Genomic DNA, 21,033 nt, shown 5'->3' with positions numbered 1-21,033 from the left:
TCCATGTAGGGCTCGGTCGCGCCATCCCTGGCGCTCCACGTTTTTGGAATAGTCCTCCGGCCAGCGCCCTTATCCAACTATGTGCAGGCTCACTTGTTTAAATACAAGACCATTTGCACGCTGAAGACACGAGAAGAAGTTGCGGAGAGTGGTGGGGGCCTCCTCCCAAAAATGTGCGGAGCCATGGATGGCGGAGCCCAAGCGCACATGGATGTGCTTGTAGCGTTTTTTGGGAGGAGGTCCCCACCACTCGCCATTCACCAAACCCGAGACGCGTGGGGCCCAGGTTTAATACATCCCGGAACCCACAGGAACCCCGCGAAGAGAATTAGGCAGAGCCTCCCGAATCTCCACATCAATAAAGTGCCCAACCACCTCCGGATTCTCATGCCGGAAGTTCACAATACGGTTGTTCTCGGTACGGCCCGCGTATTCACCGGGGTCCTTCTTGGACAAGCCTGTCACCAGAATACGCTGTGTCGTGCCCACCATCTTGCGACTGATGTCCATCACATTCTGGTTCAGCCGGTCCTGGAGAATGCTCAGGCGCTGTTTCTTCACCTCCAGTGGCGTGTCATCCGGCAGGTCCGCCGCCGGAGTGCCGGGCCGGGCGCTGTAGATGAAGCTGAACGACATATCGAAGCCAATATCGTTGATCAGCTTCATAGTGTCCTCGAAATCCTTCTCGGTCTCCCCCGGGAAGCCAATGATGAAATCCGAGGAGAAACTGATGTCCGGGCGAATCTTGCGCAGGCGACGGAGTTTGGACTTATACTCCAGAGCTGTATGGCCGCGCTTCATGGCTGCCAGGACTCGGTCTGAGCCACTTTGCACCGGCAAGTGCAGGTGACTGACCAGCTCTGGTACCTGCTCATAGGCCTCGATCAGTGAGTCCGAAAACTCCACCGGGTGTGAGGTGGTATACCGGATACGGTCAATGCCGTCGATGGTGGCGATTAGGGTCACTAGCTCCGCCATGTCCATCACGTCGCCATCGTGGGTTTCGCCGCGGTAGGCATTAACGTTCTGGCCCAGCAGGTTTACCTCACGCACGCCCTGGCTGGCAAGGTGGGCGACTTCCGCGATCACGTCGTCCACCGGCCGACTGACTTCCTCGCCACGGGTGTAGGGCACCACGCAGAAGGTGCAGTATTTGCTGCAGCCTTCCATGATGGACACAAATGCGGACGGGCCGTCGGCACCGGGATCAGGCAAGTTGTCGAACTTCTCGATTTCCGGAAAGCTGACATCTACCACGCCAACGCCATTACCCTTGGCGCGGACTTCGGTGATCATATCCGGCAGGCGATGCAGGGTTTGCGGCCCGAAGACCATGTCCACGTAGGGTGCCCGGTCGATGATAGCCTGGCCTTCCTGGCTGGCCACGCAACCGCCTACACCGATGATCAGGTCCGGTTTGCTGTTTTTCAGTTTCTTCCAGCGACCCAGCTGGTGGAACACTTTTTCCTGCGCTTTTTCGCGGATTGAGCAGGTGTTTAGCAACAGGATGTCGGCGTCGTCCGGCGAGTCGGTCATTTCGACGGTTTCGCCGGTGCGAAGCAGGTCTGCCATACGTGATGAGTCGTACTCGTTCATCTGGCAGCCATGGGTCTTGATGTACAGCTTCTTGGCCATGATTCTCAACGTGCTTGGTGTGTGATTTGCGCCGGGAGGTTGGGAGTGGCGCTTAAAAAAGTTAGCTGCACATTATAACGGGGTGATCAATCGGCAACCACCTTTGTCTCGGCAATCCTCTAAATCGCTTGTGGTAGTATTGGTTTTTCCAATTTTTTAGAACGCTCAAACAATCATGACTCCCGAACGCCTGGCCCGAATCAAACAAACCCTGGATACTCGCCAGCCCGATCTCAGCGTCCTCACCGACCAGGTCCACAAACCCCGTAATCTGTCGGCCATCATCCGCTCCTGCGATGCGTTTGGTCTTGCCAGCATGCACGTGGTCTGGCCGCGGGAAGGTTTCCGTGCCTTCCGAAAAACCGCCGGCGGCAGCTACAACTGGGTCACCACCCACACGCACCCCACCATGGATGAGGCGGTTTCGGAGCTGAAAGGGCAGGGGCACAAACTCTACGCCGCCCAGCTGTCGGACAGAGCGATTGATTACCGGGAAGTGGATTTCACCGTGCCCTGCACGGTGATCATGGGTAATGAAGTAGATGGTGTCAGCGACAGCGCTGCCGAACAGGCTGACGAGCACATTGTGATCCCCATGATGGGCATGGTGGAGTCCCTGAACGTGTCGTCCGCCTGTGCGATTATTCTGTCCGAAGCACAACGGCAGAGGAAACAGGCAGGCCTGTATGCCCACCAGAGGCTACCAGACGATGAATACAACCGTCTGCTGTTCTGCTGGTGCCAGCCGGTCGTAAAACGCTACTGCGACGACCGCAACCTGCCATACCCGCCTATAGACCCGGAAACCGGTGAATTGGTTGACGGCGTAGGCTGGATGCAGGAAGTCCGGAAGCTGCGAGCCAGCCGTCCGAGGTGGACCGATACTAATTCGGTCACGACCGCCGAACCTGAATAAAGCTGGTAATCGGTCACGGGGTAGGGATACCTTTTCTGCCGGGAAAAGGTGTCTGAGCGAAGCGAGTTCTTTTCCCAGAAGAAAAGGTATCCCTGCCGCGGGACCAGCCCCCAAGGTGTCAGGCTGGGGAAAGGCTATTCTTCTCGACCTTCAAGATACCGTTGCAGCTGCTCCCGCAAGGCCTTAGGCAACCGCGTAATCGTCAGTGCGTCGTTGTCACGGTCATAGTAAACCGCCTGATTCACCAGATCCGAAGAGAACGACACGCTCATGCCACCACCTGAGCCCGCAATCCGAACCAGCTTCTTCACCTTACGGTGATCCGGATGCAACACCCCGCTTTCCGGCAGCTCGGCAGTCTCACTGGCAAACTCCTTGAAACGCTGGGGCTCGTTCTCGTCCAGATAGCCCGACAGAGCTTCAATGGCCACCGGCTCGCCCAACGCATGCTGCTCCTTCGAGAACTCATAGGCTCGCGCACGAATCTTGCCCGCTTCTTCAGGCTCTGAAGACTTGGCAAACGCCTCCACCGCATCCATGAACGTCAGCGTCTCTTTCTCCACATCCACCTGATTGGTGAAACCGCATAGCTTGATGAACAGGTCACCGCCTTCCCCGGAACCACGAGCGTGGACCAGCGTAAGATAGTTCTCGCCGGCGTTGTCACTCAGCCAGTCGTCCAATTCCACGCGCACCGCCAGATTCAGCCGCGACAGGCTCAGGATGTCCGTCGCGTCCAACGTTTGCTGGGCATCAAAACGCATGGCGCTGTCGTTTTCCAGGATAAACAGATAAACCACCTCCGCATCCGCGAGGGCTTCGTGGACAATCATCAGGTGCCCCTCAAATTCCTCCTGGGCGCTGTTCAGCAGTTCTTGCCATTGCCCAAAAAGACGGTCAGTCATCGACGCAAAGCTTTGCTTGTCCTCCCGGTAGTCCTTCAGCCAGCTGCTAAACGGACTTTCACCGATGTCCTCGGAAAAGCGACCGTATTTCTTGCCGGGCTTGCTGTTGAACAGGCGCTTCATCTGCTTGTGAAGCGCCTCATAGTCGCCACCCGGCTCGGCCAACGCCTCGCCGGGACGAACCCGCGCCGGCTGTCCGGGCTGATACTGGCTGGCGAAGAGAGTGCGGAGCTGTTTGATGGCCATGGAGTCAAGAGTCCCTTGGTTAATAGAGCGTGTAGGAGGCTGAGGGTAAACCTTCAGGGATTGGGATTGTAATGGTTTTTATAGGGCTGTGGGATCAGCCCCAAAACGAAGAAGCCCCCAAGGCCTAAGACCATGGGGGCTATCCTCAAGTCCCAAAAGCGAGGTTAAACCCGCTTATGCCGCATCAGGTCCTGAATCAGTGAAGTCACCGCTTCAGTGATCTCCTTGTCATTGTCTGCAGAAACAGACGCCGATGCCACATCCGCACCTAGGTTCACCGCAATGGCAATCAGGCCATGGGCACTGACCACCTGCGCTGCGCGCCGACGGTCTTCGGCATTGCCGGCGTTGTCCTCGCTGAGGACAACGGAGGTCTTGCCCTGATCGAACAGCGCCCGTTCAACTGCCAAGGCCAGCGCCGTGGCCTGCTTGCCGTTACAGGCAATAATGGCAGGCTTCTGCGCCAGACGGCGCTCGCGCTCTTCGCTGGTCACCGGGTCCAGCGACTCAACTGTGCCTGCAGTGCCAGCAATCATGCCCGCACCGATCGTCACGTTGGTCAGTCGATCAATCACAATGAAGCTGCCCGTGGCGTGGTTGCGCTGATAGGCATCAAACGCAATGGGCTGGCTCAGGGTCAGCTCACACAGTCCGATTTCGTTCAGCTGAAGCGAAGACGGGTTGTCGTTCTTCTCCAGCGTGTTGACGTCGGTCTGGTGATGAATCTTTTTGACGGTAGCCGAGGTAAACGTCGGGCCGAGCTTGATGTCGTAAAGGCGACCGGTTTCCAGCGGGCCGTCCGTCATCCAGACAATGTTGGCGGTGAAGCGGTTGCCCACTTCTGGCTCATCCTCAGCCTTGACCAGCATATCGCCTCGGCTGACATCGATTTCATCGGTGAGCGTCAGTGTGACCGCCTGGTCGATATAGGCTTCTTCCAGGTTGCCATCAAACGTCACAATGTCTTTGATTGCGCTGGTGCGTCGTGAAGGCAAGGCCATCACTTTGTCGCCGGGGCGCACAACACCAGAGGCTATGGTGCCGCAGAAACCGCGGAAGTTCAGGTTCGGGCGCGTCACGTACTGGACGGGGAAGCGGAAGTGCTCCAGATTTTTGTCGTGGGATACTTCCACCGTCTCCAGAATGTCCATCAGGGGCTGGCCGTCGAACCAGGGTGTGTTCTCACTCCTGTTAACGACGTTGTCGCCTTCGAGGGCAGACAGTGGCACGAAGCGAATATCCTTCAGGCCAAGCTGATTGGCAAACGCCAGGTAGTCGTCCTTGATTTCGTTGAAGCGTTCTTCGCTGAAATCAACCAGATCCATTTTGTTCACTGCGACCACGATGTGGCGAATGCCAAGCAGAGAGGCAATGTAGGAGTGGCGGCGGGTCTGGGTCAGAACGCCGTGGCGCGCATCGATCATCAGGATCGCAACTTGAGCCGTCGATGCCCCTGTCGCCATGTTGCGAGTGTACTGCTCGTGGCCGGGAGTGTCTGCGATGATGAACTTGCGCTTATCAGTTGAGAAAAAGCGATAGGCAACATCAATAGTGATGCCTTGTTCCCGCTCGGCCTGCAGGCCATCGACCAGAAGGGCAAGGTCCAGCTTTTCGCCCGTTGTGCCCATCTTGGCGCTGTCACTTTTCAGGCTCGCCATATGATCTTCATAGATCATCTTGGTGTCGTGCAGCAGGCGACCAATAAGGGTGCTCTTGCCGTCGTCCACACTGCCGCAGGTGAGTAGGCGCAGCAGTTCCTTGTTTTCGTGTTGCTTCAGGTAGGCCTGAATATCTTCCGCAATCAGATCAGACTGGTGTGCCATCTTAGAAATACCCTTCCCGCTTTTTCTGTTCCATGGAGCCGGCCGAATCGTGGTCGATCACGCGGCCCTGACGTTCGGAGCTGGTTGCCAGCAACATCTCCTGGATGATCTCCGGCAGCGTGTCTGCCTCGGATTCGATGGCGCCGGTCAGTGGGTAACAGCCCAGGGTGCGGAAACGGATGGATTTCATCATCGGCTTTTCGCCTTCTTTCAAAGGCATGCGGTCGTCGTCCACCATGATCAGCGTGCCATCGCGTTCCACGACGGGCCGCTTGGCGGAGTAGTAAAGTGGCACGATTTCAATGTTTTCGAGGTAGATGTACTGCCAGATATCCAGCTCGGTCCAGTTGGACAGCGGGAATACCCGGATGCTCTCGCCTTTGTTGATCTTGCCGTTGTAGATGTTCCAGAGCTCAGGACGTTGGTTCTTTGGGTCCCAGCGGTGGTACTCGTCACGGAAGGAATAGACGCGCTCCTTGGCACGGGATTTTTCCTCGTCCCGGCGAGCGCCGCCGAAAGCAGCATCAAACTTGTACTTGTCCAGGGCCTGTTTGAGGGCCTGGGTTTTCATCACGTCGGTATGCTTGGCGCTGCCGTGAGTAAAGGGGCCGATGCCCTGTTTGATCCCGTCCTCGTTCTTGTGGACGATCAGGTCCAGGCCATACTCTTTTGCTTTGCGGTCCCGGAATTCAATCATCTGCTTGAACTTCCAGGTGGTGTCCACGTGTAAGAGCGGGAAGGGCAGCTTGCCGGGATGAAAGGCTTTGCGGGCCAGGTGCAGCATTACTGCGGAGTCTTTCCCGATGGAATAGAGCATGACCGGGTTGTCGAACTCGGCTGCAACTTCCCGGATGATGTGGATGCTTTCAGCTTCCAGCTGTTTGAGATGCGTCAGGTTGTAAGTGGTCATCGTGTCCTGTTACCGCTTTGCGTGCCTCCGGATTCGATAGAGGCTGGGCGTGTGAATGCCGCCATGATACCAGATCAGGCCATGGCATAAGAAGTCGGGTAACTAGAGTTTACTGCTATAACAATATAGCGGCAGGAAAGGCTGGAGGGTAAAACTTCCGAGTTAGTGCGACGAGGTGGAAAGCAGTTTGCTGACGTAGTTGTTCACGTAGTCGAAACCATTGCCTTCGAACTCCGAGAACTGGATGCCGAGCTGGAACTGGTCGCGGGCAATTCGTCGCATGTGGACAATGTTGCCTCCGGCGATCACAGAAACGGGTTGGTTGGCAACAACCGGCACAGAGAATGTCGTTGTTACGGATATCCAGTTTCCGGGTGCCGGTGTTTTCTGGCCGGGAACCAGTTTTCTCACGGAGTCCTGATCACAGAGGACCATCAGGCCGGTTCGGGAAATGTTGGAGACTTTACAGGTAAGGCAGCTGCCGTCGGTTTTTTCAATCCGGGCTTCGGTAGCGACATCGACGCGTTGTTGGTTGCGTAGGTTTGGCTTGGCGGCAACTGGTTTCATAGTCACTCTTCTTGCGTCTCTGGTTTCAAAGCAGGCAGCCTTACCCATCGTTCAATCCTTTATTATTTTTACTCGCTGCCTTCTTTCCAGGCACGCTTTCTATACACACGAGAAAGCCAGCCAATTGTCATAAATCTGCAATATGGCGAGTGCGAAAAACAGCAAGCGCTTGTTGTTTCGATCTTAACTTCCTGAAAGTCTAGTTGTTTGTTTGGTGATCAGCAAGTTGCCTGTCGCCAAAACTGTCAGATTTGTGAACTGAATGTGAGCGTGGTGTCACCAAAATCGATTCGGAGCGCTCGCGATCAGGCGGATACGACGGGCAGCTGTTACTTACGGTGTCGGATTGGCTGCGGTAAACTACGCACCAACATCCACCGGGGCCGCTAACGGCTCCACGATTTCGTGCAGGTTATGACAAACAAGATTTCATCCCTTCCCGCAGGCAGCGGAAAAGTGGGTTTTATCAGTCTTGGCTGCCCCAAGGCCCTGGTTGATTCCGAGCGCATCCTTACCCAGCTTCGGCTGGACGGCTACGATGTGGTACCGACCTATAACGACGCTGATATCGTCGTGGTGAACACCTGTGGCTTTATAGATGCCGCCAAGCAGGAGTCCCTAGATGCCATTGGTGAAGCAATCAATGAAAATGGCAAGGTCATCGTAACCGGTTGCATGGGTGTTGAAGCGGACAAGATGCGTGACACTCACCCGGGTGTTCTCGCCGTGTCCGGCCCACACGCCTACGAAGAAGTTGTGGGAGCGGTGCACCAGTTCGTGCCGCCGAACAAGCAACACGATCCGTTTACGGACCTGGTACCTCCTCAGGGCATCAAACTGACCCCCCGGCATTATGCATACCTGAAAATTTCCGAAGGCTGTAACCACCGATGCACCTTCTGCATCATCCCGTCCATGCGCGGCGACCTGGTCAGTCGCCCGATTGGTGACGTGATGGACGAGGCCAAGCGCCTGGTGGACGCTGGCGTAAAAGAGCTTCTGGTGATCTCCCAGGACACCTCTGCATACGGTGTCGACACCAAGTACCGTACCGGATTCTGGCAGGGCCGCCCGCTAAAGACCAAGATGCAGTCCCTGTGTGAGGCGTTGGGTGAAATGGGCGTTTGGGTGCGCCTGCATTACGTTTATCCCTATCCGCACGTGGACGATGTGATCCCGCTGATGGCGGAGGGCAAAATCCTGCCGTACCTGGATATCCCGTTCCAGCACGCCAGCCCGAAAGTGCTCAAGGCCATGAAGCGCCCGGCCCACGACAGCAAGACGCTGGAACGCATTCGCAAGTGGCGTGACATCTGCCCGGAGCTCACCATCCGTTCCACCTTTATTGTCGGTTTCCCCGGCGAAACAGAGGAAGATTTCCAGTACCTGCTGGATTGGCTGGATGAGGCTCAGCTTGATCGTGTCGGAGCCTTCAAGTACAGCCCGGTGGAAGGTGCGAGGGCGAACGAGATCGAAGGTGCCGTTCCGGAAGAGGTGAAGGAAGAGCGCTTGGCCCGGTTCATGGAAAAACAGGCTGAAATATCAGCGGCCCGATTGCAGGCCAAAATCGGCCAGACTATTGACGTTCTCATCGACGAAGTCGACGAAGAAGGCGCCATCGGCCGCTCCAAGGCGGATGCGCCGGAGATTGACGGCATGGTTTACCTCAACGACGAAACCGATCTTGTTCCGGGGCAGATTGTTCAGGCTGCGGTCGAGCATGCGGATGAGCATGATCTATGGGGTCGGCTTGTTCGGTAGTCTTCAGGTTACGCTACTAGCCTCCTTGGGCTGGAGTTGCTTGTCAGGCGTTTTCTCGGAGCCAGTTGGCCTTGGTGGGAGGCTTCTCCCAAAAATGTGCGGAGCCATGGATGGCGGAGCCCAAGCGCACACGGATGTGCTTGAAGCGTTTTTTGGGAGAAGCCTCCCACCGAGGCCTCCCCCAAACCAAACAGGCTGGGGCCGCAGCCAGAGGGTCAGCCCCCCAGTTTCTTCACCAGAATCTCATTAAACAGCTTCGGATTGCCCTGGCCCTTGGAGGCCTTCATCAGCGGCCCCATGAACCCGCCGAGCATCTTCTTCTGCTTCTTGGGGTCGGATTCCTGCTGGTACTGGGCCACCTGATCCGGCATGGAGGCCAGAACCTCGTCCACCATCTTCTCAAGCTCGCCAGTGTCTGACACCTGCTTCAGGCCCTTGGCATCGATGATCGCATCCACGTTGTCATTTTCGCCGGTCCAGAGCGCCTCGAACACTTTCTTGGCACCCGCCGATGAAATTGTGTTGTCCGCGATGCGCACCACCAGATCCCCAAGCTGCTCGCCGGAAATCGGTGAGTCGGCCACAGATTTTTCCTCCGCATTCAGACGTGCGGAGAATTCGCCCTGAACCCAGTTGGAAGCCAACTTGGCGTCCTTCCCGCGATCAGCGGCGGCTTCGAAGAATGCGGCCAGTTTCGAGTCGCCAGCCAGTAGTCCAGCATCGTAGTCGTTCAGGCCGTACTGTTCCTTGAAGCGGGCCTTGCGGGCATCCGGCAGTTCCGGGAGGCTGTTGCGGGCTTCGTCGATAAAGGCATCGTCGATTTCCACCGGCAGCAGGTCCGGGCAGGGGAAGTAGCGGTAATCGTTGGCTTCTTCCTTGGTGCGCATAGAGCGGGACTCGTCCCGGTCGCCATTGTACAGGCGGGTTTCCTGAACAATGGTGCCACCGTCCTCGAGAATGTCCATCTGCCGCTCGACTTCGTGGGCAATGGCCTGCTCCATGAAGCGGAAGGAGTTCAGGTTCTTGGTTTCGGTGCGGGTGCCCAGGGTATCGGAACCCTTGGGCTTGAGTGAGATGTTCACGTCAAAGCGCATGGAGCCCTGTGACATGTCACCGTCACAGATGCCCAGGGACGTGACAATGCCGTGGAGTTTTTTGGCAAAGGCGACAGCCTCATCGGCATTGGTCATGTCGGGTTCAGTGACCACCTCAATCAGCGGCGTGCCTGCGCGGTTCAGGTCGATGCCCGTCATGCCGTGGAAATCCTCATGGAGAGATTTTCCTGCATCCTCTTCCAGGTGGGCGTGGTGAATACGCACCCGTTTGGATTCGCCACTGGCCAGATCGATATCCACATAGCCGGGGCCGACAATCGGGCGCTCCAGTTGTGTTGTCTGATAGCCCTTGGGAAGGTCCGGGTAGAAATAGTTTTTCCGTTCAAACACTGAGCGGCGTTCAATCTCGGCGTTGACCGCCAGGCCAAACATCACCGCGTAGCGAAATGCCTGCTCGTTCGGCACGGGCAGGGTGCCCGGCATGGCCAGGTCAACGGCATTGGCCTGGGTGTTGGGTTCAGCGCCATAGGCGGTGCTGGAGCCGGAAAAAATCTTGGTTTTGGTGGCGAGCTGAACGTGAATCTCCAGCCCGATCACAATGTCCCACTGCATAGTCGTTCTCCTGTATCGGGCTTATTGCGGTTCGCGCTGGTGCCAGTCGGTCACCTGCTGAAATTGATGGGCGGCGTTCAGCAGGCGAGCTTCGGAGAAATAATCCCCAATAATCTGCAGGCCCACTGGAAGCCCGTCCACAAACCCGGCTGGAACGGACATGGCGGGGATGCCCGCCAGGTTGATGGCAATGGTAAACACGTCCTCCAGGTACATGGTCACCGGGTCGCTGGTTTTCTCGCCCTGTATAAAAGCCGGGGAGGGCGTGGTGGGGCTCATCAGAACATCCACTTCCTTGAAGGCGTTGATGAAGTCCTGCTGGATCAGCCGACGAACCTTCTGGGCTTTCAGATAATAGGCATCGAAGTAACCGGCGGACAGGGCGTAGGTGCCCACCAGAATCCGGCGCTTGACCTCGGTGCCGAAGCCTTCGGCCCGGGTGCGTGTGTACATGTCCAGCAGGTCTTTCGGGTCTTCGCAGCGGTAGCCATAACGGGCGCCGTCAAAACGGGACAAGTTGGCCGAGGCCTCGGCCGGGGCGATAACGTAGTAGGCTGCGATGGCGAGGTCAGCGTGGGGAAGGGATACTTCCTTTACCGTGGCGCCGAGCTTCTCGTACTCCCGGATAGCACCCCGAACCTGTTCTTCCATGGCGGCACTGAGGTTGCCAGCAAAGTATTCCTTCGGCAGCCCGATGCGTAACCCTGTCAATGGCTCGTTCAGCGTTGCGGTATAGTCCGGAACGTCACGGTCAATGGAGGTGGAGTCCTTGGGGTCAAAGCCCGCCATTACATTCAGCATCAGCGCATTGTCTTCGGCTGTGCGGGCCATGGTGCCGCCCTGGTCCAGGCTCGAAGCAAAGGCAATCATGCCGTAACGGGACACCCGGCCATAGGTTGGTTTCAGCCCGGTCACGCCACACAGCGCGGCCGGTTGGCGAATGGACCCGCCGGTATCCGTGGCTGTCGCCGCGGGCACCAGCCGCGCTGCAACCGCCGCCGCGGAGCCGCCGGAAGAACCACCCGGAACCCGCTTCTCGCCCTGGCTCAGACCCCAGGGGTTGGCAGTGGCGCCAAAGTAGCTGGACTCGGTAGACGACCCCATGGCGAACTCGTCCATGTTGGTCTTACCCAGGCACACAGCGCCCGCCTTGCGGAAATTTTCCGTGACCGTTGCATCGTAGGGTGGCACAAAATTCGCCAGCATCTTCGAGCCACAAGTGGTCGCCACGCCATTGGTGCAGAATATGTCCTTGTGGGCGAAGGGCACGCCCGTCCAGGGTGTCGCCTTACCCGCTGCCCGTTGCTCGTCTGCCGCATGGGCGTCGGCCAGGGCCTGTTCTTCCGTAATGGTGATAAAGCTGTTGAGCTGCTCGTCTTCCTTTTCAAGGCGGCCCAGGAACTGCCGGGTCAGCTCCACGCTGGAAATCTTGCCGCTTTCCAACTCTCGGGAAAGCTCTGCTACGGATTTGTTATGCATGATACGTCCTGTTTACGTCGCTGTTCGTCGGGTCACTCGATGCCCTTTATTCAATCACTCGGGGAACCAGATAGAGGCCATTCTCGGTAGCCGGCGCAATCGCCTGGAAAGACTCCCGTTCATTGGTTTCCGTCACCTCATCCGGGCGCAGGCGCTGGACGGCATCCAAGGGGTGGGCCATGGGCGCCACCGAATCGGTATCCGCCGCGCTCAACTGGTCCACCAGATCCAGGATATTGCCCAGATCCTTTTCCAGCGCTGAAACCTGTTCCTCGTCCACCCGAATGCGGGCGAGCACAGCGACTTTCTCAATGTCCTTGCGGGAAATGGTCACGCTTCCTCCCATATATATGAAGTTTCAGTAACTTAAATGCGCGCTTTATATCAACTGAAGTTTGCACGGATGATGAGGGTGCTTGAGAGACGGCCTTCCAGAACTGTGCGGAGCCATGGATGGCGGAGCCCAAGCGCCACACGGACGTGCTTGAGCGTGTTTTGGAAGGCCGTCTCTCAAGCGCCCATGCACCCAAGTTCAAAAAGAAAGCGCTATGGTAACAGATTCAAACAATCGCGGGAGGGGCCAAAACAAAGGAGAAAAGCGCGAAAGGCGCCTCGGGAGCCCCGATGGTGCCTTGCCTGCGGGGGTGCTCACTGCTAAAGTTGCCGCATCATTTTTGCGACTGCAACTCTCAGGTTGAAACTACACGAATGTTGATCAAAAGACTCCGAGGTTTATTTTCCAGCGACCTGTCCATCGACCTGGGCACCGCCAACACCCTTATATACGTGCGCGAACGCGGTATCGTACTCAACGAGCCCTCCGTTGTAGCCATCCGCACCTCTGGCTCACAGAAAATGGTCGCAGCCGTCGGCGCCGAAGCGAAACGCATGCTTGGCCGCACACCGGGAAACATCACCGCCATCCGTCCGATGAAAGACGGTGTGATCGCAGATTTCGTGGTTACCGAGAAAATGCTCCAGCACTTCATCCACAAGGTGCATGAGAACAGCTTTATCACCCCAAGCCCCCGCGTACTGGTTTGCGTTCCCAGCAAATCCACCCAGGTAGAGCGTAAGGCTATCCGTGAATCCGCTCTGGGCGCTGGTGCCAGGGAAGTGTTCCTGATTGAAGAGCCGATGGCGGCGGCCATTGGTGCTGGCCTGCCGGTGGAGGAAGCCAGCGGTTCCATGATCGTGGACATCGGCGGTGGCACCACCGAAATCGCTATCATCTCCCTGAATGGCATTGTGTACGCCGAGTCTGTTCGTACCGGTGGCGACAAGTTCGATGAAGCGATTGTTACCTACGTTCGCCGCAACTACGGCAGCCTGATCGGTGACTCCACTGCAGAGCGCATCAAACACGAAATTGGTTGTGCCTATGAGGGGTTGGATATCCGCGAGATCGACGTTCGCGGCCGCAACCTTGCAGAGGGCGTGCCCCGGGCGTTTACCCTGAACAGCGAGGAAATCCTCGACGCGCTCCAGGAATCCCTGGCGCAGATCGTCCAGACAGTGAAAAGCGCCCTGGAACAGTCGCCACCAGAGTTGGCGTCTGATATCGCCGAGCGTGGCATTGTGCTTACGGGTGGTGGTGCGTTGCTGCGCGGTTTGGATAAACTGATCAGCGAGGAAACCGGCCTGCCGGTGATTATTGCGGAAGACCCGCTGACCTGTGTCGCCCGTGGTGGCGGCAAGGCGCTGGAAGTGATTGATCGTGGCGGAATCGGAATGTTCTCCCAGGAGGGCTGACCTTGACTCCGGCTTTACGCCCCGACATTGCCTTTACCCGGCCGCCGCTCGTGAATGATCACGGCGGCGGTTGTCGTATGGACACCTGCATGGAGTGCGGGAGGGTGAGCTATTAAAACCATCTTTGTCCAAGGCCCCGTTCCCGGTTTCAGGCTGCTACTGGTTATTGTGCTCTCTGCGATACTGATTGTTGCGGATGCCCGCTTCGATCAGGTAACGCCGGTTCGCAGCGCGATCGGTACCGGCCTTGCCCCGGTTCACTGGCTTGGCAATGCACCCTCCGAATTCAGCGACTGGGTCGCCAGCCTGTTTACCACCCGTGAAGACCTCCAGGAAGAAAACGAAGCGCTGCGTGCTCGCTTGCTGATACTGGAGCGCCGGGCGCTCAAATATGCCGCCCTGGCCTCAGAAAACAACGAACTGCGCAAGCTGATGAACTCCTCAGAAGTCCTTGATGACCGGGTCATAGTTGGCGAAATAGTCGGTGTTTCACCGGACCCGTTCTCTCACGAAGTGGTGATCAACAAAGGCAGTCGCGACGGTGTTGTGGTCGGTCAGGCTATCCTGGATGCCAACGGCCTGATGGGGCAGGTCCAACAAACCAGCAGTTTTACCTCACGGGTTCTATTGGTATCGGACAGCAGCCACGCGGTGCCTGTGGAAGTGGTTCGCAACGGCTTGCGAGCTATCCTGCTTGGAAATGGGGACACCAGCACGCTTGAATTGGTGCATGTGCCGGATACCGCCGATATTCGCGAAGGGGATCTGTTGGTCAGCTCCGGGTTGGGGGGGCGTTTTCCCAAGGGCTACCCGGTAGCGGAAGTGGACCAGATTTCCAAGGAGCCGGGTGAACCGTTTGTGAAAATTCGTGCTACGCCAATGGCGGAACTGAACCGAAGTCGCCTGGTGTTGGTTGTGTTTTCACCGGAACAGGACGACGCCACGAATGACGCTGAAAGCTCGCCCGAAGGCTCCGATGCTGGATCACCAGAACAGGATGGGGTGCGCTAATGCTGTCGGTGATCAGTTATCCCGTTTTTGCCCTGAGCGTTTTGTTTGCCCTGGTGCTCAGCAGTTCGCTGTTTCCGCTGGGCTGGTTTGAGTTCCGGCCGGAATGGCTGGGCCTGATTGTGTTCTACTGGACATTCCGGGCACCGGCCCAGTTCGGTATCCTGTTGGCCTGGTGCCTGGGTCTGCTGCTGGACGTACTGGAAGCCACCCCGCTGGGCGTGAATGCCCTGGCCATGGGTGTTATTGCGTTCCTGGTGCTGACCATTCACCAGCGGCTGCGTATGTACCCTTTGCCGCAGCAGTGCCTGATGGTGTTCCTTTTGTTGGGTATCAACCAGATGCTGGTGCATTTTATCAAGCAGACACTGGGAGCTGACAGCTCCGGTTTCAGCTACTTGTGGCCGGCGCTGACCAGTGCTCTGGTCTGGCCGGTGTTGTGTGTTTTGCTGGATAACCTGAATCGCAAGCTTGGCTAGGATTGGAGGGCGCTATGCAGTCTATTGTTCTTGCCTCAGCGTCTCCTCGAAGAGCCGAACTGTTAAGGCAGATCGGTCTGTCGTTCCTGGTTCAGCCGGCGGATATTGACGAAACTCCCGCGAGCAACGAGTCAGCCGAACACTATGTCGAACGCCTTGCCCGGGAAAAGGCTCTGGCGGGAAGTGCTTCCAAGCCTGGCTGCCTGGTGATTGGTTCGGACACCTCGGTTGTACTGGAGGGCCGGATTCTGGGCAAACCAGACAGCACCGGCGATGCGACCGTTATGTTACAGGCGCTCTCGGGAACCACCCATCAGGTCATGACCGGTGTTGCTGTGGTTCACAAGGGTATTTGTGAGTCCTGCCTGGTGATAGCGAATGTTCGTTTCCGCGAGCTGCTGGCGGCGGAAATCGATGCCTATGTGGCAACTGGTGAGCCCATGGATAAAGCGGGCGGCTATGGCATTCAGGGGCGGGGTGGTATTTTTGTAGAGGAACTCCGAGGCAGTTACAGCGCCGTAGTGGGACTGCCCCTGCAGGAAACCGCAGCATTACTGGCCGGTGCCGGATACCCGGTATGGGAAACCTGGAACAGCAGGCAGGAGAGCCGCAATGAGTGAAGAAATACTGATCAATGTGACCCCGGTGGAAACCCGGGTGGCGCTCGTGGAGAACGGTATGCTCCAGGAGGCCTACATTGAGCGCACCAGCCGCAAGGGCATCGTGGGCAACATTTACAAGGGCAAGGTGGTTCGTGTATTGCCCGGCATGGAGGCGGCATTTGTAGACATCGGCCTGGAACGTGCGGCGTTTATTCATGCCTCTGATGTCGTCACCAGTCAGCAGCCGGCCAGCGAAGCCCCCGAAACGCCGAAAACGGTTCCGGATATCCGCACCCTGCTCCGTGAAGGGCAGTCCCTCGTGGTTCAGGTCACCAAGGACCCCATTGGAACCAAGGGTGCACGGCTGACCACCCAGCTATCCATCCCCTCGCGCTATCTGGTATTCATGCCTGGCGTCCGTCATGTTGGTATTTCCCAGCGAATTGAAGATGAGACCGAACGTTCACGGTTGAAGTCGCTGGTTGAAGAGGGTGCTGCCGCAGAACCGGACATCTCTGGCGGCTACATTATTCGCACCGCTGCAGAGGCTGCCTCGGAAGATGACCTGATCGGCGATATGACCTACCTGCACCGTCTGAACCAGGCCATTGAGGAGCGCATTACCCGAAGTCAGGCGCCTTCGGTGGTGTATCAGGATCTTCCCCTGTTTATCCGCACCATTCGCGACCTGATTCGTCCACAGACTGAGAAGGTGCGCATCGATAGTCGGGAAAGCCACCAGCGGGTGATGGAGTTCGTTGAGGAGTTTGTGACCGAGTTTTCCGACAAGGTTGAGTATTACCCGGGCGAACGTCCCATTTTTGACCTGTATTCTGTTGAGGATGAAATTCAGAAAGCCCTCAGTCGCAAGGTCCAGCTCAAATCCGGTGGCTACGTGATCATCGACCAGACCGAAGCGATGACCACGATCGATATCAACACCGGCGCGTTTGTGGGGCATCGCAACCTGGAAGAAACCATTTTCAAGACCAACCTCGAGGCGGCCCGTGCCATTAGTCGCCAGCTCAGGTTAAGGAATCTCGGTGGTATTATCATCATCGATTTCATCGATATGGAGGATTCCGAGCACCAGCGCCAGGTCCACCGAATGCTGGAGAAAATGCTGGAGCGGGATCACGCTAAAACCAAGATTACCGGGGTTTCCGAGCTCGGATTGGTGGAAATGACCCGTAAGCGCACCACCGAAAGCCTTGGTCAGATTTTATGTGAGCCTTGCCCCATCTGTGATGGACGCGGCTTTCTCAAGACCAGCGAAACGGTCTGTTATGAAGTATTCCGTGAAATTCTCAGGGTCAATCGCGCCTATGACGCGGAAAGCTATCTGGTGATGGCGTCCCAGAGCGTGGTGGATCGGCTGTTGGATGAAGAGTCCGACAACGTGGCAGACCTTGAGACGTTTATCAGCAAAACCATCCGTTTTCAGGTTGAGCCATTCTACAGTCAGGAGCAGTATGATGTGGTACTGCTGTAACGCCGGCCCGGCAGGCATTGGTTAGGCGTGGCGATTACCCCTGATGGCATCCAGTGTGGCTGATCAAACTCTGAAACATCTGTTACTTCGAATCGTCTCGGGCGCCGCCAGTCTGATCTGGTGGTTGTTGCTGGCGGTCGTCGTCCTGCTTGCACTTTATGCCGGAATAGGGCGCCAGGTTACTCAGAACATCAACGAATATCGCTCTTCGATTGAACAACGGTTGTCGTCTGAGCTGGGCCAGCCGGTCAGTATTGGTTCGCTCTCCTCTAGCTGGAACTGGCTGGATCCAACCATTGTCGCCCGCGATATCGTGGTCGTCTCCGAAAACGACCGTAGTGACGTTGCCGGGTCACTGAAGAGCGTCCGCATTGGCCTCGATTTTCTCGCCTCGCTCATGCGCCTGCGTATTGTGTTCGCTGATTTTGACGCCGATGGGCTGGAACTGACGATCAACCAGACTCCGAGGGGGGCGGTGACCGTCGAAGGTGTCGATATTCCCGATCCCGTGGCAAGCGACCTGGAACTCTGGCTGGATATTGCCGGCGAATGGCTGTCCGACCCTTCCGTCAAGATTACACGCCTGGACCTTGGTATTCGCGACGCCAATGGCACCCTGCGGCATGTAGAGGTGCCCCAGTTGGACCTGATCTACCGGCGCGGGCTGTTTCATGCATCAGGCCGTGCCATGCGGCCGGGAACGACCGAACAACTGGCCAGCTTCGAGCTGGTTGGTCGGCACTTCTTCCGTGGTGACTTCACGGGGCAGGTTTATGCAGATATTAACTCCGGCCGGTTGTTTGATGGACTCGCAGAGGAGTACGCCTGGCGGAACATTCGGGCGGAAGGTTTTGATCTCGGAGGTCAGGTCTGGATGACGTTTCGGGATGGGCACATCGAGCAAGTCAGTGGCAACCTGGAAACGCCGTATCTGCAACTCGGTGTCGGTCTCCAATCCCTGGCCCCACTAGAGAACATCAGGGCGAAATTTGGTTGGCGCAGGCACGACACGTTGGGCGAGCGTGAGCCAGAAGCGGCGGCTAAGCCCTGGTACGCCACCGGTGAGTTTCACGTAAAGGAACTTGAGTGGGAGTGGAACGGCAATACGGTTTCTCCGTTCAGCCTCCGGTTCAGTCATCGCGACGGGGGCCGAAGATTGATCGCTGATGCGCTTCCACTCCAACCCCTTAGACGGTTGGTCGCAGGCATGAACCTGTTGCCAGGCAGGGTTGAAAGGGCCCTTGAGAATTATCGCCCCACCGGCCGCCTGGACCGGGTGATGCTTAACCTGCCCACGGATGATGGCGGTGGCTTTGAGCTGACGGCAGCGTTGAACAATATTGGCGTCAGGGCCCATGACGGTGCGCCGGGTGTGTCTGGTCTTGATGGTAGCCTGGTTATTGACCGGGAAGGCGGTTTCGTCAGAGTGAATAGCGAGGGGCTGTCACTCGGTTTTCCGGAGCTGTTCCGGGGGTTCTGGAGCCTCCGCGACGTCCGCGCAGGTGTGGCCTGGCGTTTTGAGGGAGGGGTAACCCGCGTATACGCGGATGATATCCGTATGGTTTATGGCGCCAACACCCGGCTGACAGGTGCCTTTGACCTGCGAATGGATCAGGGCGGGGAGGACAATTTGGGGCTGAGGGTCGGTGTGCGGGATGGTACGGCCGATATGCTTGCCGACTTCGTGCCAATGAAGGTTGTCGACCCTGACCTCTACCAATGGCTGACGACGTCGATCACCAAGGCCGATATCTCCAGCGGTGAGTTTTACGGTCATGGCCAGATTGATCGTGACGCCCCGGAAAATTCTTTCTCGTCCTCAATGGTTTACCGATTCGAAGAAGCCAGTATCCGCTACGACGAGCGATGGCCCGAGGTGGCGGATGCCAGTGGTGAAGTCTTTATTCAGGATGGTCGCACCCGGGTCGACATCCGCGCAGGACGAACGGGAGGGCTGGAACTGGAGCCCGGCGAGGTGAGGGTTGTCCCGGAGGGTGAGGATATTCAGGTGTACGTCGATGCGTCAGCCCCGGTTCCCGGGTCAGCGTTGGCTTTCTGGATGGACAACAGCCCCCTGGGTGAGCTGGCGGGAGAAGCAGGGCGGAGCATCGTCCTGGATGGCGATTTTCACCTGGATCTCGGGCTTGGTTTGCCATTGATATCCGATGCGCCGCCCACCATCAACGCCAGCGTCAGAGCCGATTCCGGTACCCTGACTTATCCCGAAGCCGATCTACAGTGGACCCAGGTCAATGGGGAGCTGGGGTTTAACAGCGATGAGGGATTTTCCGAGAACCCCCTGCAGGCTCGGTTTATGGGAGCTCCGGTCACGGTTCTGATGCGGCGGAGTGAGAACGGTCAATCGCTCAATATCCGTCAATATGGTCGCCTTGACGTTCGCCAGCTCCTGGATCGAACTGAGTTGCCGGAGGGCATGGACATGGGGCTCAGTGGCGACATTGGCTACCAGGCAACGTTGGACGTCTCAACGGACACCGCTTCTGCCGTTACGCTGTATTCGGATCTGGCCGGGCTCTCGGTTGACTGGCCTGAACCGCTGGCAAAAGACATTGATGATGAAGCGCCCCTGAGGGTAACAGTCACGCCCCGACAAGAGTCCGGCGTTGATATGTCAGTCGACTGGCAAGATCGCGCCAACCTGGATATGACCTGGGAGTCGGGAATGGTAGACGTTGCCCTGAACGAACTGTTTCTGGGCGACCGCCAACTGACTGATATTACGGTGTCTGCGCGGCAAAGTGACAGTGAGTGGTTGATCACTACCGACTCGGAATGGGCGTCAGGCCATGTGCTCTGGCCCCAGGACGATCGACCGGTCAGCGTCGACTTTGAGCGCCTGATGCTCTCCAGGGGCAATAGTGAGTCGGGCGATGAACAGGAGCCCGAACAGCAGGCACAGACATTCCGTGACCTGGGCCTCGGCAACTGGCCGGACGTGGATGTCCGTATTGCCGCTCTCAACATGGATGGGGAAAACGCCGGTAGCTGGTCGTTCCAACTGAGGCCCGAAGCCACACAACTGCTAGTACAGGACATTGTTGGCACTCTCAAATCCTTGACCCTGACCGGGGAGCTGTCCTGGAGCATTGCAGCCGGGCGGGAAATCACCCGTTTTACCGGTGATATCAACGGTAAGTCGCTGGCAGACCTGGACACCTTGGTTGGCGCTGAGATTCCCTTCCGCAGCAAGAACACGGCCGTCAAGCTTGATATTGACTGGCCCGGCCGCCCGGATCAGTTTGACGTTTCGGGCCTTAGTGGCTCGGTCAGTGTGCGTTTTGATGACGGTGTCATCCTTGAGGGCAACAATACGGCTCAGCTGTTCCGGGTGTTCAACCTGCTCAATGCTGACACGCTCTGGCGACGCCTGAAGCTCGATTTCTCCGATCTGTACGAAGCGGGTGTCGCCTTCGATGCCATCTCCGGCAAGGCCAGCATGATTAACGGCCTGCTGACGTTGGATCCAGAGCTGCAGGTGGTAGGGCCTTCCGGCGCGTTCAAGCTGACGGGCACCTCCAACATGATTGAGGAAACCCTCGATATGAGAATGGTGGTGGTGTTGCCTCTGACCCAGAACCTGCCACTGGCCGCTTTGTTAATGGGGGCAGGTGCTCCGATTGGCGGCGCGTTGTTTGTTCTCGACAAAGTGTTGGGTGATCCATTGAGCAAACTCACCAGTGCGACCTATAGTGTAAGTGGAAGCTGGGACGAACCAGACGTTCGACTGAGGCGGGTATTCGATACCGGCAATTGATGGTTTTGGCAGGAGG

General features: G+C 57.3%; 16 protein-coding genes. 8 read left to right on the top strand and 8 right to left on the bottom strand.

The window, feature by feature from the left end; translation table 11 throughout:
* Positions 1-288 precede the first annotated feature (288 nt).
* Positions 289-1,635: a tRNA (N6-isopentenyl adenosine(37)-C2)-methylthiotransferase MiaB gene (miaB, locus tag JJO78_RS12120; RefSeq protein WP_127401710.1), complete on the bottom strand. Its 1,347-nt coding sequence runs from the start codon at positions 1,633-1,635 to the stop codon at positions 289-291.
* A 175-nt stretch (positions 1,636-1,810) separates the two neighbouring features.
* Here miaB and trmH point away from each other — a divergent pair, with 175 nt between their 5' ends.
* Entirely contained in the window at positions 1,811-2,551 is a 741-nt protein-coding gene (gene trmH / locus JJO78_RS12115; protein WP_151982674.1) for a tRNA (guanosine(18)-2'-O)-methyltransferase TrmH, read from the top strand.
* 134 nt (positions 2,552-2,685) lie between these two features.
* Here the strand turns inward: trmH and JJO78_RS12110 are convergent, their stop codons facing one another.
* The 4 genes from JJO78_RS12110 to JJO78_RS12095 all read right to left on the bottom strand — a co-directional run bounded on the left by JJO78_RS12110 (position 2,686) and on the right by JJO78_RS12095 (position 7,002).
* Positions 2,686-3,702 (bottom strand): nucleoid-associated protein, encoded by a 1,017-nt coding sequence (locus JJO78_RS12110; protein ID WP_127401709.1) that lies wholly within the window; start codon positions 3,700-3,702, stop codon positions 2,686-2,688.
* Positions 3,703-3,866: 164 nt separating this feature from the next.
* Positions 3,867-5,525 carry a sulfate adenylyltransferase subunit CysN gene (gene cysN / locus JJO78_RS12105; RefSeq protein ID WP_273623807.1) on the bottom strand — a complete coding sequence of 553 codons (1,659 nt, stop codon included), beginning with the start codon at positions 5,523-5,525 and terminating at the stop codon, positions 3,867-3,869.
* Between the two features lies 1 nt (position 5,526).
* On the bottom strand, positions 5,527-6,435 hold the full coding sequence (gene cysD / locus JJO78_RS12100) for a sulfate adenylyltransferase subunit CysD (RefSeq protein ID WP_036209815.1): 909 nt from the start codon (positions 6,433-6,435) through the stop codon (positions 5,527-5,529).
* A 162-nt stretch (positions 6,436-6,597) separates the two neighbouring features.
* Positions 6,598-7,002: a PilZ domain-containing protein gene (locus JJO78_RS12095; protein WP_036209818.1), complete on the bottom strand. Its 405-nt coding sequence runs from the start codon at positions 7,000-7,002 to the stop codon at positions 6,598-6,600.
* A 414-nt stretch (positions 7,003-7,416) separates the two neighbouring features.
* Between JJO78_RS12095 and rimO the strand changes: the two genes are divergently transcribed.
* On the top strand, positions 7,417-8,763 hold the full coding sequence (gene rimO / locus JJO78_RS12090) for a 30S ribosomal protein S12 methylthiotransferase RimO (RefSeq protein WP_273623805.1): 1,347 nt from the start codon (positions 7,417-7,419) through the stop codon (positions 8,761-8,763).
* A gap of 215 nt (positions 8,764-8,978) precedes the next feature.
* On the opposite strand, the gene gatB is transcribed toward rimO, so the two are convergent.
* The 3 genes from gatB to gatC are packed head-to-tail and all read right to left on the bottom strand — an operon-like array spanning position 8,979 to position 12,243.
* Positions 8,979-10,430 carry an Asp-tRNA(Asn)/Glu-tRNA(Gln) amidotransferase subunit GatB gene (gatB, locus tag JJO78_RS12085; RefSeq protein ID WP_136633359.1) on the bottom strand — a complete coding sequence of 484 codons (1,452 nt, stop codon included), beginning with the start codon at positions 10,428-10,430 and terminating at the stop codon, positions 8,979-8,981.
* Between the two features lie 21 nt (positions 10,431-10,451).
* The gene (gene gatA / locus JJO78_RS12080) at positions 10,452-11,909 is read right to left on the bottom strand and encodes an Asp-tRNA(Asn)/Glu-tRNA(Gln) amidotransferase subunit GatA (protein WP_036209833.1); all 1,458 of its coding nucleotides are present in this window, start codon (positions 11,907-11,909) and stop codon (positions 10,452-10,454) included.
* 46 nt (positions 11,910-11,955) lie between these two features.
* The gene (gene gatC / locus JJO78_RS12075; RefSeq protein ID WP_127401706.1) at positions 11,956-12,243 is read right to left on the bottom strand and encodes an Asp-tRNA(Asn)/Glu-tRNA(Gln) amidotransferase subunit GatC; all 288 of its coding nucleotides are present in this window, start codon (positions 12,241-12,243) and stop codon (positions 11,956-11,958) included.
* A gap of 377 nt (positions 12,244-12,620) precedes the next feature.
* Between gatC and JJO78_RS12070 the strand changes: the two genes are divergently transcribed.
* The 6 genes from JJO78_RS12070 to JJO78_RS12045 all read left to right on the top strand — a co-directional run bounded on the left by JJO78_RS12070 (position 12,621) and on the right by JJO78_RS12045 (position 21,017).
* The gene (locus JJO78_RS12070) at positions 12,621-13,661 is read left to right on the top strand and encodes a rod shape-determining protein (protein WP_036210335.1); all 1,041 of its coding nucleotides are present in this window, start codon (positions 12,621-12,623) and stop codon (positions 13,659-13,661) included.
* Between the two features lie 120 nt (positions 13,662-13,781).
* Positions 13,782-14,672 (top strand): rod shape-determining protein MreC, encoded by an 891-nt coding sequence (gene mreC, locus JJO78_RS12065; protein ID WP_075196514.1) that lies wholly within the window; start codon positions 13,782-13,784, stop codon positions 14,670-14,672.
* Entirely contained in the window at positions 14,672-15,148 is a 477-nt protein-coding gene (gene mreD, locus JJO78_RS12060) for a rod shape-determining protein MreD (protein ID WP_036209841.1), read from the top strand. The genes mreC and mreD overlap by 1 nt, the downstream gene beginning before the upstream one ends.
* A gap of 14 nt (positions 15,149-15,162) precedes the next feature.
* Positions 15,163-15,768 (top strand): Maf family protein, encoded by a 606-nt coding sequence (locus JJO78_RS12055; RefSeq protein ID WP_269400092.1) that lies wholly within the window; start codon positions 15,163-15,165, stop codon positions 15,766-15,768.
* Positions 15,761-17,242 (top strand): ribonuclease G, encoded by a 1,482-nt coding sequence (gene rng / locus JJO78_RS12050; RefSeq protein ID WP_036209846.1) that lies wholly within the window; start codon positions 15,761-15,763, stop codon positions 17,240-17,242. The genes JJO78_RS12055 and rng overlap by 8 nt, the downstream gene beginning before the upstream one ends.
* Before the next feature lie 55 nt (positions 17,243-17,297).
* On the top strand, positions 17,298-21,017 hold the full coding sequence (locus JJO78_RS12045; RefSeq protein WP_273623804.1) for a YhdP family phospholipid transporter: 3,720 nt from the start codon (positions 17,298-17,300) through the stop codon (positions 21,015-21,017).
* Positions 21,018-21,033 lie beyond the last annotated feature (16 nt).

Source organism: Marinobacter sp. DS40M6 (genome assembly GCF_028581595.1).
Taxonomy (GTDB): domain Bacteria; phylum Pseudomonadota; class Gammaproteobacteria; order Pseudomonadales; family Oleiphilaceae; genus Marinobacter; species Marinobacter salarius.
This window is presented reverse-complemented; position numbering and strand designations above follow the sequence as displayed.

What these genes read in the sequence shown, in the direction of transcription:
- miaB (WP_127401710.1), bottom strand. Translation starts at nt 1,635, where the DNA reads ATGGCCAAGAAGCTGTACATCAAGACCCATGGCTGCCAGATGAACGAG.
- trmH (WP_151982674.1), top strand. Translation starts at nt 1,811, where the DNA reads ATGACTCCCGAACGCCTGGCCCGAATCAAACAAACCCTGGATACTCGC.
- JJO78_RS12110 (WP_127401709.1), bottom strand. Translation starts at nt 3,702, where the DNA reads ATGGCCATCAAACAGCTCCGCACTCTCTTCGCCAGCCAGTATCAGCCC.
- cysN (WP_273623807.1), bottom strand. Translation starts at nt 5,525, where the DNA reads ATGGCACACCAGTCTGATCTGATTGCGGAAGATATTCAGGCCTACCTG.
- cysD (WP_036209815.1), bottom strand. Translation starts at nt 6,435, where the DNA reads ATGACCACTTACAACCTGACGCATCTCAAACAGCTGGAAGCTGAAAGC.
- JJO78_RS12095 (WP_036209818.1), bottom strand. Translation starts at nt 7,002, where the DNA reads ATGAAACCAGTTGCCGCCAAGCCAAACCTACGCAACCAACAACGCGTC.
- rimO (WP_273623805.1), top strand. Translation starts at nt 7,417, where the DNA reads ATGACAAACAAGATTTCATCCCTTCCCGCAGGCAGCGGAAAAGTGGGT.
- gatB (WP_136633359.1), bottom strand. Translation starts at nt 10,430, where the DNA reads ATGCAGTGGGACATTGTGATCGGGCTGGAGATTCACGTTCAGCTCGCC.
- gatA (WP_036209833.1), bottom strand. Translation starts at nt 11,909, where the DNA reads ATGCATAACAAATCCGTAGCAGAGCTTTCCCGAGAGTTGGAAAGCGGC.
- mreD (WP_036209841.1), top strand. Translation starts at nt 14,672, where the DNA reads ATGCTGTCGGTGATCAGTTATCCCGTTTTTGCCCTGAGCGTTTTGTTT.
- JJO78_RS12055 (WP_269400092.1), top strand. Translation starts at nt 15,163, where the DNA reads ATGCAGTCTATTGTTCTTGCCTCAGCGTCTCCTCGAAGAGCCGAACTG.
- rng (WP_036209846.1), top strand. Translation starts at nt 15,761, where the DNA reads ATGAGTGAAGAAATACTGATCAATGTGACCCCGGTGGAAACCCGGGTG.